Origin of the sequence: Micromonospora sp. NPDC049175 (assembly GCF_043197345.1) — a bacterium.
Taxonomy (GTDB): Bacteria; Actinomycetota; Actinomycetes; order Mycobacteriales; family Micromonosporaceae; genus Micromonospora.
Map to the genome: position 1 here is coordinate 647,131 of NZ_JBICSY010000004.1, position 12,793 is coordinate 659,923.

Genomic DNA, 12,793 nt, shown 5'->3' on the forward strand with positions numbered 1-12,793 from the left:
AGCTACCGGATCCAAGATCCGCCACCCCGACTAGCCGTTCAAGGCTGCCTGTCGAGGCACTAGGTGACGATTCCGTTGCGGTAGGCATAGACGACGGCCTGAACCCGGTCCCGCAGGTCGAGTTTGGTGAGGATGCGGGAGACGAATGTCTTCACGGTCTCCGGGGTGATCGTCAGTGCGGCGGCGATCTCGTTGTTCGATCGCCCGTCGGCGATCAACCGCAGGACCTCGAGCTCACGTGGTGTCAGCCGACGCTGGGGCAGGGTTTTCTCCTCGGCGGGGCGGATGCGGGACGCGTACCGACCCACCAGGGTGCGTGTCACCTCCGGGTCGAGCAGGGACGCGCCGATCGCGACGGTGCGGATGCCGTGCAGCAGTTGGGCCGGGGGGGCGTCTTTCAGCAGGAACCCGCTCGCCCCCGCGCGCAGCGCCTCGTACACGTACTCGTCCAGGTTGAAGGTCGTCACCACGAGCACCTTCACCGGATCGGTCACCCCGGCGCCCGCGATCCGCCGCGTGGCCTCGATGCCGTCGAGGCGAGGCATCCGCACGTCCATGACCACCACGTCCGGGCGCAGGTCCGCAGCCATCGAAACCGCGCTCTCGCCGTCGCCACAGTCCCCGACGACCGACAGGTCGGGCTGAGCGTCGATGATCGTCACCATCCCGGTACGCACCAGCGCCTGGTCGTCGGCGACGATCACCCGGACCGGCCCGATCACGCCGGGATCTCCGCCTCGACGAGGAAACCCTCGTCGTCGAACCGGGCGTCGAATGTTCCACCCAGCGTCTCGACCCGCTCGCGTAATCCCGAGAGCCCACGTCCGGATCCGCCGGGGCCTGCTGTCGACGTCGTTCCCAGGGTCTTCACCAGCACCATAATCCTCTTCTCTCCGTATGACACCCGCACTGCCGTCGGCTGGCCGTGCGCGTATTTCAGCGCGTTCGTCAGCGCCTCCTGGACCACCCGGTAGGTGACGAACTCGCCGCTGCCGGCCGTGTCCGTCGGCGTCCCCTGCTCGACGAAGTCCACCGGCTGTCCGGCGTTCCTGGTCTGTTCGAGGAGTGTGTCCAACGATCCGATCGTCGGTTTCCGTCCGGAGGTGTCGTGGTCGGGGTTCAGCAGGTCGAGCAGGTGACGCAGATCGGCGATGGCCTGGCGGCCCGTTCCGGTGACCGCGCGGAGGCTCTCGTCGAGGCGGGCCGGATCGGCGGCGAGATAGCGGGCCGCCTCGGCCTGGTACACCATCGCTGTCACGTGATGGGTGACGATGTCGTGCAGTTCCCGGGCGATCCGGGTGCGTTCGGCCGTGCGCACCGATTCGGCGATGTGCCGCTGCCGCTCGGCCTTCAGCGTGCGGGCCGAGCGCAGCCGTGACCCGATGGCCCAGGCCGCCGCCAAAAGCAGGTAGGAGAGCAGCCACACGACGAACGGGTCCGAGGCCCCCTGTTGGTGCAGAAACACGGCCAGGCCGACGAATCCGACGGTGAGCAGCGCCATCACCGGCCGCCGGTGGCGTTCCACGTGGATGCCCGCGCTGACCATTCCCAGCACGAGGGCGGTGCCCCCGATGGTGTGGTACGACAGCGCCTGGTCGATGCCGAACCCCAGCGCCGTCACCATGATGCTCGCCCCCGGCCACCGTCGCCGGGTGGCCATCGGCACGCATTCCAGCAGCACGGCGACGAGCGCCCACCCGTCGAATGCGCGGGTGGGCAGGTCGCCGAACTGGGTTCCGGAGGTAGCGAGGGTCGGCACGCTCAGGAGGAGCAGCAGGACCGCCGCGGGGGAGTCCCGGACCGTGACGTCCCAGCCCCGCCAACGCCTGAGCAGGGGGCCGGTATCGATCACCTCGGCCACGACAGGGCACCGTAGTCGTTGCTGGTGCGGGTGTCCGTGCTGAGCTGGACCCCTTTCATCGTGCGACGTTCGTCAGGGGGCGGCTTTCGGTGGGGGTGGAGACCGGGGTACGGCGCATCCGTCCGGTGGCGGCCGCGTACCAGATCAGGGCCACCGCGGGCACTGTGAGTACGGTGAGTGTGACCAGGCTCGCCTCCGGTCCGCCGACTCCGCCGGTGACCAGATCGGATCCTGCCAGGACGGTGTTGTAGAGCGAGAAGTCGGGCAGCGGGCTGTCGACGGTGACGATGCCGAAAACCGCTGACTCGGCGAAGTTCAGACCCAGGTGCAGGCCGATCGGCAGCCATAGCGAGCCGGTCGCCAGGTAGGCGCCACCGAGCAGGAGCCCGGCGCAGACGGTGATGGAGAGCGCACCGATCACGTCGGTTCCGTGGTTCAGCAGGTGCGGCAGGCCGAACAGCGGAGCCGAGACGGCGAGTGCGGCCCAACCGCCGAACCGCTCGGCGACCATCCGCAGCAGCACGCCCCGGAAGAGCGTCTCTTCGATGACCGCAACGTTGATCATGATGCTGGTCATGGCGGCCAGGCCGATCCAGGAGTTGAACGTCACCGTCCCCACCCCGCCGAGCAGCCAGATGACGAGCATCACCAGGCCGAACAGGGCTCCGCCGGCCAAGGCGCCGGGGACCAGCCATTGTGGTCTGGAAAGCTCGGTCGGCCGGCGCTTCTCGATCCGGCGGGTGGCGTACCGATAGGCCACCAGTGCGAGGACGGCGGTGACGACACCGGACGCGAGTGCCCAGGTCGTGTCGTCCCGGCGGATGGTGGTGATGCCCTGGGCGACGACGAACACCGCGAGCGTGGTGAGGATCATGAGGGCGAACCGAACGAACCAGCTGCGGGTCATGGCGGCAATCCTTTATGTTGTGGCGCTCCTGCTGACCCGGATAACGCTAGGGATTCCACCGTGCGACATCATCCCCGTGTGGAGAACACTTCGCCGTAGCTCTCATGGGGGACGGATCAGGCCGATCACGTGCTGGCAGCACGAGTCGGCAGAGGGTGAGGCGGCGGGCGTAGTGGGTTCGTCTGGCTCGGGCTTGGTGTCGGCAACGACGAATCGCCGACGGGCCGCCCACGCGCGAAGTGACGCGGCAGGTGAACTGGAAAGTGTGTGGCTCAGCCGACGGCGGTGGCCGACGGAGGGGCGCTGCCGCCCCGCGGTCCCTCCGGCGCCATCAGTCGAACGATCTCCGCCTGGTCGGTGGGCGAGGGAAGCCCCCAGTGCGGCTGGTAGCCGTACACCTCGTGCAGTGGGGTGGAGCCGGTGCGGCCGTCCAGGATCTCCACGGCGTCCGTGCCGATCAGGCCGGGGTGCTCCACCCCGCAGGCCTCGGCGACCTTGGTCAGGTCGCGGCGCAACGTCCGCAGGTAGTTGGCCGCCCGGACCGACTTCAACGCCGGGTCCAGGCCTCGGGACAGCCAGGCGTTCTGCGTCGCCACGCCGGTGGGGCAGGTGTCGGTGTGGCACTTCTGGGCCTGGATGCAGCCGATCGACAGCATCGCCTCCCGACCCACGTTGACCATGTCGCAGCCGAGCGCGAACGCCACGACGGCGTTGTCGGGCAGGCCGAGCTTGCCGCCGCCGACGAAGACCACCCGCTCGTGCAGGTCGTGCTCGGCGAAGACCTTGTAGACCCGGGAGAAGCCCTGCTGGAACGGGAGCGACACGGAGTCGCTGAAGATCAGCGGTGCGGCGCCGGTGCCACCCTCGCCGCCGTCGATCGTCACGAAATCCACACCCCGACCGGTGTCGCGCATCAGGGTCGCCAGCTCCCGCCAGAAGCCCAGGTCGCCGACGGCCGACTTGATGCCGACCGGCAGGCCCGTCTCGGCGGCCAGCAACTCCACCCAGTCGAGGAGGCTGTCGCAGTCGGAGAACTCGGCGTGCCGGGAGGGGCTGACGCAGTCCTCACCAGCCGGGATGCCCCGGGTGGCGGCGATCTCGGCGGACACCTTCGCCCCGGGCAGCAGCCCACCGAGGCTCGGCTTGGCGCCCTGGCTGAGCTTGATCTCCAAGGCCCGCACGGGCGCGCCGGCGACCAGGTTCTTCAGCCGGTCCAGGCTGAACCGGCCGTGCTCGTCGCGGCAGCCGAAGTACGCCGTGCCGAGTTGGAAGACCAACTCACCACCGTTGCGGTGGTACGGCGACAGGCCGCCCTCACCGGTGTTCTGCAGGCAGCCGGCGAGCGCGGCCCCCTTGTTCAGCGCGGTGACGGCGTTGCCGGAGAGCGACCCGAAGCTCATTCCGGAGATGTTGACCACCGACTCCGGACGGAAGGCACGGGCTCGCCCCCGGGCCGCACCGAGCACCTTCGCGCAGGGCAACCGCACGTCGTGCCCGGCGGTCGGGGTCGACGGCGGCACCGCCCGGCCGAAGGTGCGGTGCTTGATGATCGGATAACCGCGGGTGTGCTCGATGTCGTTGTCCGTGCCGAAGCCGAAGTAGTTGTTCTCCTGCTTGGCCGACGCGTACACCCAGCGGCGCTGGTCACGGGTGAACGGTCGCTCCTCGTCGTTGCCGGCCACGATGTACTGCCGAAGCTCCGGCCCGATCGCCTCCAACAGGTAACGGGCGCGACCGAGCACCGGAAAGTTGCGCAGCAGCGCGTGGTCGCGCTGGATCAGATCCCGCGCGGCGAGCGCCGCGACGGCGGTGGCGACAGCGGGTACGGCTCGACGGGCCCATCTCATACCGGCAGTCTTTCCGCCCGCGCCGTGCGCCAAACCGCCCCGGTCGCACCATCGCGCTGGTGGCAGGCCCGGTGGCGGTGCGGGGACGCCCGCACCGCCACCACCGCTCAGCGGTGCCGGAACGACTGGCGGACCGACCCGCCGACGACGGTGCACCACGTGCTCGTGCTGAGTTTGCCGTTGCGGGGCAGGCCGTGCAGCGCCTGCAGATCCTGCACGGCCGCCCGGGTCGCGTGGTCGTACGCCCCGGTCGCGGTGACCGCGTACCCCTTGGTGGCCAGGATTTCCTGCACCGCCGTGACCGGCGCGCCGGTGGCGTGCTGGTCGAGTTCCGGAGCGAGGGTCTCCCACGTCGGCGTGGTGAGGGTGGCGTCCACGTCCACCGGAATGCCGTTACGGGCCTGCCAGTCCTGGACGGCCGCCACCGTCGCGGCGTCGAACGTGCCGCTGACCGTCACCGGATAGCCCCGGTAGGCGAGCAGGTGCTGCACCACCCGGACGGAGGGGGAGTTGACGAAGCGCCACAGGTCCGGCCAGCGGCGGGCCGGCACGTCACCCGGCCTGGTGCCGAGGGCCGCGTGGACCCGCCGCCGCAGCTCCGGGAACTGCCGGTAGAACGCGGCCCCCGGGCACTCGGTGGTGCGGAAGTCCCAGTGGCCGAAGATGTCGTACGCGTGCAGCCCGTACTGCCGGCAGATGGCGACGCAGAGCTTGACCAGCGAGTCGGTGAGTGCCTTCGGTGGCGTCTCGGTGACGTAGGTGCCCTCGTTCTCGATGCCGATGGCCCGGCCGTTCTCGCCCGGACAGTGCGCCGAGATCATCTGCCGGTCGCCGGCTTCGAGGCGTTCCAGGCTGCCCCGGCGGCCCTCCAGCACGTAACCACCGCGGCTCACCGTGAAGTGCTGGCCGGTGTCCGACCAGCCGTTGCCGTCCATGTGCAGGTCCTGGCAGTCGTGGGCCAGTTTGACCGCCTGCTCGCGGGAGTAGTCAGTGACGTTGGGAAACGCCATGTGATGCACGATGATCTTGTTGGTCGCGATGGCGCTCACCGACAGTGGGTCCTTGGGCGGGCGGGCGGCCCACTCGTCACAGCTGATGATCCAGTCCAGGTCGGTGCCGGGCGCGGCCTGTGCCGTGGCGGGGAAGGCGAGTTCGCTCCCGACGACGGCGACCGTGGCGGCGCCGAGACCGGCCCGCAGCAGTGTCCGGCGGTCCACTTCGGAATGGTCGACGTGCATGACATCTCCTCCTGCGGCCGACGGCGGGGGGATGAAAAGTAGCTCCAGTGGCCGCACGCACTCCGGAGAATATTGCCAAGACTTGCCGGCGCGCTAGGGGGCGGCGCCCACGATCCAGCCGGCCGGGCCGTCGGTGGCTGGCGTTTCCGCACGTCGGGTCGAGGGTAGGTCGGAGACTGACCATCCCCGGCTGCGCGTAAAGGAATGACCAGATGAGTGACAACGTCAGCGACGCGGTGGGCGACGCCCTCCGCTCGGTGATGCTCTTCCTGCCCAAGGCCGTCGCCTTCCTGGCGATCCTGGTGGCTGGTTGGCTGATCGCCAAGGCCGTGTTGAAGATCGTGGAGAAGGTCCTGGAGCGGGTGGGCTTCGACCGCGCCGTCGAACGCGGCGGCATTCGTCGGGCGCTGAGTCGTTCCCGGTACGACGCCAGCGACATCGTCGCGAAGCTCGTCTACTACGCGGTGCTCCTGTTCACCCTCCAGCTCGCCTTCGGCATCTGGGGGCCGAACCCGATCTCCGACCTGCTCGCCGCAGTGATCTCGTGGCTGCCCCGAGCCTTCGTCGCGATCGTCATCGTCGTGGTCGCCGCCGCCATCGCCAATGCCGTCAAGGACATCATCAGTGGCGCGCTCGGCGGGCTGTCGTACGGCCGGGTGCTGGCCAACATCGCCTCGGTGTTCATTCTCGGCCTCGGCGTCATCGCCGCGCTGAACCAGATCGGGGTGGCCACCGCGGTCACCACGCCCGTGTTGATCGCCGTGCTGGCCACCGTCGGCGGGATCCTCGTCGTCGGTGTCGGCGGAGGCCTGATCCGTCCCATGCAGAGCCGTTGGGAGGGGTGGTTGAGCCGTGCCGAGCAGGAGTCGCAGGTGATCGCCTCGCACACCCGCGCCTACCGGGCCGGTCGCCGCGACGCCGAGGCCGACCTGGCCCGGCGGTCGGCCGCCGCCACCGACCCGGTGCGGCCGTCGCAGGCCGCCAGCGATCCGGAGGCCACCCAGGTGGTGACCGTGCCGGCCGACCCGCGGGTGGTGACCCGATCGGCCGATCCGGAGGCCACGCAGGTGGTGACCCGACCGGCCGATCCGGAGGTGGTGACCCGACCGGCCGATTCCGAGGCCACGCAGATCGTGACCCGACCGGCCGACCTGGACACCGAGCGGGTGCCGGCCGCGCTTGGCGACTCCGACACGACCCAGGTGGTCGGCCGCGACTCCGACACGACCCAGGTGGTCAGCCGAGGTGGTGTTGACGCCGACACGACCCAGGTGGTCGGCCGGGGCGGTGGCGGTGGCGATACGACCCAGGTGGTCAGCCGGGGTGGCGACGCCGACACGACCCAGGTGGTCAGCACCGGTGCCGGCGGTGCGGTGCCCGGACAGCGCGCCGGCGACGACAGCGAGACCACCACTGTCATCCCGCCGATCGACCCGAACCGCCGCTGATTCGCCGCGGTGCCAGCGGGGTGGGGTCCGCAACGGACCGCACCCCGCTGTCCTTGTCCGGCACGCCGAAAGCGCTCGCCGACACGGCGGGACGCGGCTAGCATCGCCGACATGACCTGGCGACATTGATCCCGCACCGTAGGCCGAAACCGTGGGCCGCCACGGGCACCGCACGTCCGGTGTCCGTCTCCACTCCCACGGGAAGGCCTCATGATCCCCATCGCTTTGCGCGTGCCCGACCCGGCGGTTCGCCGGCTGACGACCACCCTCTACGGGTACGCGTTCCTCAGTGACCTCGTGCTGCTCTACCCGCTGTACGTGGTGTTCTTCGCCGACACCGGGCTGTCGGTGGGGCAGATCTCGTCGCTGTTCATCATCTGGTCGGCGGCCGGCATCCTGTTCGAGGTGCCCTCCGGCGCGTGGGCCGACGTGGTGTCCCGCCGGTTGCTGCTGTGCCTCGCCCCGCTGGTGACCGCCGCCGGGTACGCGCTGTGGGTGTCGCTGCCGTCGTACCCGGCTTTCGCGGTCGGTTTCCTGCTCTGGGGCGCCGGCGGGGCCTTGGTCTCCGGTGCCCTGGAAGCACTGGTGTGGACCGAGTTGGATCGTCTCGGCGCGGTCGGCCGCTACGCCCGGGTGCTCGGGCGGGCCCGGACGGCGGGCGTGCTGGGCGTGGTGCTCTCCGGAGTGCTCGCCGGCCCGGTGCTCGCCGCCGGCGCGTACCCGGCGATCGGCGCGGCCAGCGTGCTCGCCTGCCTGCTCGCCGCGGTGGTCGCCACCCAGTTCCCGGAGCACCGCGCCCCGGCCGCCGTGTCCGTCCCGGTCCCCGAGTCGGCGCTGGCCGCTCGGTCGGTGGGTGCCGCACCACTCCGACCGGACGAGCCGGACACCGTCCCACCCGCGAGCCCGCACGACGATGGTGACCTGGGGTGGTGGGACACGCTGCGCGCCGGAGTGGCGCAGGTCCGCACCCACCCGCCGGTACGGGCCGCCGTGCTGCTGGTGGCCGTGGTCGCCGCCGACTGGGGTGCCCTGGACGAGTACACACCGCTGCTGGCCCTGGACACCGGCGTCGGAGCGCAGGCCGTACCCCTGCTGCTCCTGCTGCTCTGGGCCGGGGTGACAGTCGGCGGGCTGCTCGCCCCGGCGGGAGAGCGGCTGGGCAGCCGAGGGTACGGCGCGCTGTTGGGGCTGGTCGGCGTCGCACTGGCCGGAGGTGCTCTGCTTCGGCACCCGGCGGGGTTCGTGCTGCTCGCGGTGGCCTTCGGTGCCGCGCAGTTGGCCACCGTGCTGGCCGACGCGCGACTCCAGGCCCGGATCACGGGCACCAGCCGCGCCACCGTCACCTCCCTGGCCGGGATGGCCACCGACGTGCTGATCATCGTGACGTACGCCGTCTACGGTCTGCTCGCCACGGCGGCCGGCAACGCGGTGGCGTTCGCGCTGATCGCCGGGGCGTACCTCGTGATGCCGCTGGTGCTACTGGCCCGCCGCCGGTCGCCTGCCGAACTCGCCCTCGGTGGCGGAAGGGCTGATGACTGAGAGTCGCAGTGATTCGCGCCACCGTCACGTAAGGTTATGTCGGGAGTTCTTGACATGTCGGGAAGCTCCGACGCATCATTCCTGACGTGCCCGACGACGACCTCTTCCTCGCGCTGGCGAACCCGGTCCGCCGACGCTTGTTGGAAATCCTGACCGACGGGCCCCGCACGGCAGGTGACCTCGCCGCCAGCTTCGACCTGAGTCGGCCGGCCGTCGCCGAGCACCTGCAGATCCTGCGGCGGGCCGGGCTCGTGCACGACCAGCCCAGCGGACGACAACGGCACTACCACCTGACCGCCGAGCCGCTCGCCCAGGTGGGCGACTGGCTCCACCCCTTCGAGCGGTTCTGGCGTCACCGCCTCCGTACCCTCGCCAACATGCTCCAGGAGGAGACCATGACCGATACCGCCACCATCGCCGTGGACCAGTTCATCGCCGCGCCGCCATCGAAGGTCTGGCGCAGCCTCACCGAGCCGGAGTTGCTCGCCCGCTGGTGGGTGCCGGGCGACGTCGTCGGCCACCGCTTCCACCTACAGATGCCCGGTTGGGGAGCGGTGGCCTGCGAGGTCACCGAGGTCGAGCCCGAGCGGCGTCTCGTCTACACGTTCAACGAGAACTGGACGCTGACCTGGCGGCTGGTTCCCGAGGGCAACGGCACCCGGCTGTTCCTGGACCACTCGGGATTCGACCTCGACGACCCCCGGGCCCGAGACGCCTTCGCGCGGATGGGGCCCGGCTGGCGGGACCAGATCCTCCCCGGCCTCGCCCGGTTGGCCGCCGACCTGCCGGACTGATCACCCCGAATCGACGAGGTGGCCGGCGGCGGCCCGAGGAGGCCGCCGTCGGCGATCCTCTCGGTCTGCGCCGCGGCGGACGCGGGAGACGGGGCCGCGGGCGGCTCGGCGGCCGGCTCGGCGGCCTTGTTGGTCAGGTGCCGACGAGCGGCGGTCAGGTTTGGTCACCGTCGACGTAGACCCATCGGCCGTCCTCGCGGACGAACCGGCTGTGCTCGGTCAGGGTGCCGGGCTTGCCCGTGTCGCGGTAGTGGGCGTGGAACGTCACGGTGCCGGCGGCGTCGAGCAGGCCGCCCCGCTCGGTCTCGACGATCTCCAGTCGGGTCCACCGCTGCCCCGGGTCGAGCTCCAGCGAGGCGGGCCGGGTCGAGGAGTGCCAGCTGCGCAGCAGGTAGCCGGTGTCGCCGAGGGCGAAGGCACTGAACCGGGAGCGCATCAGCGCCTCGGCGGTCGGTGCCTGCGCGTCGCCGCCGTGCACGGGCGCACAGCAGTCCGCGTACGCCTGGCCCGAGCCGCACGGGCAGCCCCGTCCCGTCGTGACGTTCGCCCGTCGTCGTCCCGCACCCTTACCCACGTCGCCATCCTGCCGTACGGCCGAGCGCCCCGTACCGCGCCTCTCCCGCGATCTTGCACTTTCGGTCGCGGCATAAGGGACAAGAGAGGCATAACGACGACAGAAAGTGCAAGATCGGCGGGCTGGGCTGGGCTGGGCTGGGCTGGGGTGGGGTGGGTGGGGTGGGGTCAGAGCCAGCCGGAGCGGCGGAACAGGCGGTACAGGGCCAGGGCGACAACGGCCATCAGGGCGAGGGAGGCGGCGAAGCCGTGCCGCCAGGCCAGCCCCGGCATGTGGTCGAAGTTCATGCCGTAGATGCCGGCGATGCCGGTCTGGGTGGCCGCGATGGCCGCCCACGCCGCGATCTTGCGCATGTCGTTGTTCTGTTCGACGGCGAGCTGCGCCAACCGGGACTGCACGATCGAGGTGAGCAGGTCGTCGTACGCGGCGACCCGGTCGACGGCTCGGGCCAGCCGGCCGTCCACGTCGACGAACCAGCGGTGCAGGGCGCGTGGCGGGCCGTCGGGGTCGAGCAGTGTCCGCATCGGCGCCTGCAACGGCAGCACCGCCCGCTTGAACTCCACCACCTCCCGTTTGAGCTGGTAGATGTGCTGGATGTCGACAGCGCGGTCGCGGGCGAACACCGCCTCCTCGACCCGTTCCAGGTCCCGCTCCACGTGCCCGGCCACCTCCAGGTAGGTGTCGACCATCCGGGCGCAGACCGCGTACGCCACCGCCCAGGGCCCGGTGGCCAGCAGGGCGGGACGGCGCTCGATGTCGGCGCGGACGCTGCGCAGCGCCCCGGCGGCGCCGTGCCGCACGGTGATGGCGAACCGGTCGCCGAGCAGCACCATCACGTCGCCGGTGTCGATCACCTCGGAGGTGTCGGTCAGCTCGTCGTGTTCCACGTACCCGGCGGTGCGCAGCACCAGCAGTGTGACCGGCCCGTGCTGCTGCACGGTGGGTCGGTGCCCGTCGGCGAGGGCCTGCTCGACGGTCAGCTCGTCGAGGCCGAAGGTCCGGCCGACCGCGGCGAGCACGGCCGGCCCCGGGTCGTGCAGACCCAGCCACACGAAGGCGTTGCGGCCGTGCCGCGCCCGGGCGTACGCGTCGGCGTAGTGCCGCTGGCCGGGCTCGCGCCGACCGTCCACGTAGACGGCGCAGTCGACGACCGCGTCCGGGTTGGACCGGCGCGGGGTGGGGGAGTCGCCCTCGACCCGGCCGAGCAGTCGACGGGCCAGGGCACGTACGCCTCGACCCGCCCGGTCCCGTACCGGTCGCTGATCCACCGCGTGCCTCCCCGTCGCCCGCGCACCGCCCCGGTCACGGTGCCCGCCGGGGATGGTGCCACCGCATTCTGCCGAGCGGGGTCGGGGGCCCGACAGGCGGGCGACGGTGTTCAGGCGGTGCGGGTGGCGAAGACGACGACGTTGTCGACGTAGTTGCCGGTCGTGGCGTCGAACCGGCCGCCGCAGGTGATCAGGCGTAGCCCGGCGGCGTCCGCCGGGCCGTAGACGAGCGTGGTGGGAAAGTGCTCCTTCGGGTACGCGCGGACGTCGTCCACGGTGAACGTGGCGACCCGCGCGTCGGCACGGGTGATCTGGATCTGCGCGCCGCCGCGCAGCCGGCCGAGGTCGAAGAAGACGGCCGGTCCGGCGGGGGAGTCGACGTGTCCCACCAGGACGGCGTTGCCGGTTTCGCCGGGGCTGACCCCGTGCCGGTACCAGCCGGCGAGGGTGGGCTTGTCAAGTGGCGGCACCTCCAGCACCCCGGCGGTGTCCGCGCCGACCGGAACGACCTCCGCGCGTACGTCGATGGCGGGAATCCGCACCCGGACCGGCGCGGCGCGGGGCAGCGGCGCGAGGTCCGGCGCGGGATGGGTGCGCCTCGGCGCGTCGGCCGGCGGTGGTGGTGGCCGCGTCGGGTCGGCGGTGAGGCCGACGGTGATCAGCCCCAGCCCGGTCACTCCGAGCAGGGCCACCACGGCCGGTAGGGTCCGCCGCCACCACACGTGGGCACACCTCCGTAGGGCATCGTCGGGGTGCCCGCGCCGGTGTCACCGGTGCGGGCACCCGTCCTCAGGGATGGAGCAGTCGCCGATCAGGCGACAGTGGACACCGGGCGTCGCCGGCGGATCAGGACCACCGCGCCGGCGAGGGCGGTGCCGAGCAGGGTGCCGCCGGCGGCCAGAGCGCCGGTGTCGCGGCGGTCACCGCCGGAGCCGGCCGGCGCGCCGCCGATCGGGGTGACGGTGAACGTCGCGGTGCCCGCCGAGCTGCCGTCGCCGCAGGTCGCGGCCACCGTGTACGTGCCCAGGGTGAATCCGGCGGTGAAGAGTTCGGCGCTCAGCCCGCCGCCGGCGGCGGCCGTGGTGGATCGGACGTTCTGGTCGCGGTTGGGGCCGGTGACCCGGAAGAGGGCGTCACCCGACTTCGGGTTGCAGGTCGTCGCGGTGAGCACGACGGTCCCACCGACCGGGGTGGTGGCCGGTGACACGGTCGTGTCGGCCAGTGCGGCGCCTGGCAGCAGGAGCGTGCCGAGGCCCACGCCGAGCGCCGCCGAGCAGAGTGCTGTTGAGACCTTCATACGCGTCTTCCCTCACTTTT

12 protein-coding genes are annotated in these 12,793 nt (G+C 71.3%); 3 read left to right on the plus strand and 9 right to left on the minus strand.

Annotated elements, in window-relative coordinates; translation table 11 throughout:
- Positions 1 to 59: 59 nt before the first annotated feature.
- The 5 genes from ACGFH8_RS20005 to ACGFH8_RS20025 all read right to left on the minus strand — a co-directional run bounded on the left by ACGFH8_RS20005 (position 60) and on the right by ACGFH8_RS20025 (position 5,832).
- Complete coding sequence (locus ACGFH8_RS20005; RefSeq protein WP_393368977.1) at positions 60 to 722, minus strand: response regulator; 663 nt, start codon at positions 720 to 722, stop codon at positions 60 to 62.
- The gene (locus tag ACGFH8_RS20010) at positions 719 to 1,852 is read right to left on the minus strand and encodes a sensor histidine kinase (RefSeq protein ID WP_393369130.1); all 1,134 of its coding nucleotides are present in this window, start codon (positions 1,850 to 1,852) and stop codon (positions 719 to 721) included. Before ACGFH8_RS20010 ends, ACGFH8_RS20005 begins: the two co-directional genes overlap by 4 nt.
- A gap of 64 nt (positions 1,853 to 1,916) precedes the next feature.
- Complete coding sequence (locus ACGFH8_RS20015) at positions 1,917 to 2,768, minus strand: CPBP family intramembrane glutamic endopeptidase (RefSeq protein WP_393368980.1); 852 nt, start codon at positions 2,766 to 2,768, stop codon at positions 1,917 to 1,919.
- A gap of 272 nt (positions 2,769 to 3,040) precedes the next feature.
- Positions 3,041 to 4,615 (minus strand): glutamate synthase-related protein, encoded by a 1,575-nt coding sequence (locus tag ACGFH8_RS20020; RefSeq protein ID WP_393368983.1) that lies wholly within the window; start codon positions 4,613 to 4,615, stop codon positions 3,041 to 3,043.
- Between the two features lie 107 nt (positions 4,616 to 4,722).
- On the minus strand, positions 4,723 to 5,832 hold the full coding sequence (locus ACGFH8_RS20025) for a peptidoglycan-binding protein (RefSeq protein WP_393368986.1): 1,110 nt from the start codon (positions 5,830 to 5,832) through the stop codon (positions 4,723 to 4,725).
- A 233-nt stretch (positions 5,833 to 6,065) separates the two neighbouring features.
- Between ACGFH8_RS20025 and ACGFH8_RS20030 the strand changes: the two genes are divergently transcribed.
- From ACGFH8_RS20030 to ACGFH8_RS20040, 3 genes are all read left to right on the plus strand, one after another.
- Positions 6,066 to 7,301, plus strand: a complete 1,236-nt coding sequence (locus ACGFH8_RS20030) for a hypothetical protein (protein ID WP_393368989.1) — start codon at positions 6,066 to 6,068, stop codon at positions 7,299 to 7,301.
- Positions 7,302 to 7,511: 210 nt separating this feature from the next.
- Positions 7,512 to 8,840, plus strand: coding sequence for an MFS transporter (locus ACGFH8_RS20035; RefSeq protein WP_393368992.1), 1,329 nt, complete (start codon positions 7,512 to 7,514; stop codon positions 8,838 to 8,840).
- A gap of 86 nt (positions 8,841 to 8,926) precedes the next feature.
- Complete coding sequence (locus ACGFH8_RS20040; protein WP_393368995.1) at positions 8,927 to 9,634, plus strand: metalloregulator ArsR/SmtB family transcription factor; 708 nt, start codon at positions 8,927 to 8,929, stop codon at positions 9,632 to 9,634.
- A gap of 154 nt (positions 9,635 to 9,788) precedes the next feature.
- Here the strand turns inward: ACGFH8_RS20040 and ACGFH8_RS20045 are convergent, their stop codons facing one another.
- The 4 genes from ACGFH8_RS20045 to ACGFH8_RS20060 all read right to left on the minus strand — a co-directional run bounded on the left by ACGFH8_RS20045 (position 9,789) and on the right by ACGFH8_RS20060 (position 12,773).
- Entirely contained in the window at positions 9,789 to 10,208 is a 420-nt protein-coding gene (locus ACGFH8_RS20045; RefSeq protein ID WP_393368997.1) for a YchJ family metal-binding protein, read from the minus strand.
- A 167-nt stretch (positions 10,209 to 10,375) separates the two neighbouring features.
- Positions 10,376 to 11,476 (minus strand): magnesium and cobalt transport protein CorA, encoded by a 1,101-nt coding sequence (locus ACGFH8_RS20050; protein ID WP_393369000.1) that lies wholly within the window; start codon positions 11,474 to 11,476, stop codon positions 10,376 to 10,378.
- 110 nt (positions 11,477 to 11,586) lie between these two features.
- Positions 11,587 to 12,198: a class F sortase gene (locus ACGFH8_RS20055; RefSeq protein ID WP_393369001.1), complete on the minus strand. Its 612-nt coding sequence runs from the start codon at positions 12,196 to 12,198 to the stop codon at positions 11,587 to 11,589.
- An 89-nt stretch (positions 12,199 to 12,287) separates the two neighbouring features.
- The gene (locus ACGFH8_RS20060) at positions 12,288 to 12,773 is read right to left on the minus strand and encodes a hypothetical protein (protein WP_393369004.1); all 486 of its coding nucleotides are present in this window, start codon (positions 12,771 to 12,773) and stop codon (positions 12,288 to 12,290) included.
- Positions 12,774 to 12,793: the final 20 nt, after the last annotated feature.

Bases quoted from the DNA above. Each gene is read 5' to 3' on its own strand.
- ACGFH8_RS20060 (WP_393369004.1), bottom strand. From the start codon at position 12,773: ATGAAGGTCTCAACAGCACTCTGCTCGGCGGCGCTCGGCGTGGGCCTC.
- ACGFH8_RS20035 (WP_393368992.1), top strand. From the start codon at position 7,512: ATGATCCCCATCGCTTTGCGCGTGCCCGACCCGGCGGTTCGCCGGCTG.
- ACGFH8_RS20015 (WP_393368980.1), bottom strand. From the start codon at position 2,768: ATGACCCGCAGCTGGTTCGTTCGGTTCGCCCTCATGATCCTCACCACG.
- ACGFH8_RS20030 (WP_393368989.1), top strand. From the start codon at position 6,066: ATGAGTGACAACGTCAGCGACGCGGTGGGCGACGCCCTCCGCTCGGTG.
- ACGFH8_RS20020 (WP_393368983.1), bottom strand. From the start codon at position 4,615: ATGAGATGGGCCCGTCGAGCCGTACCCGCTGTCGCCACCGCCGTCGCG.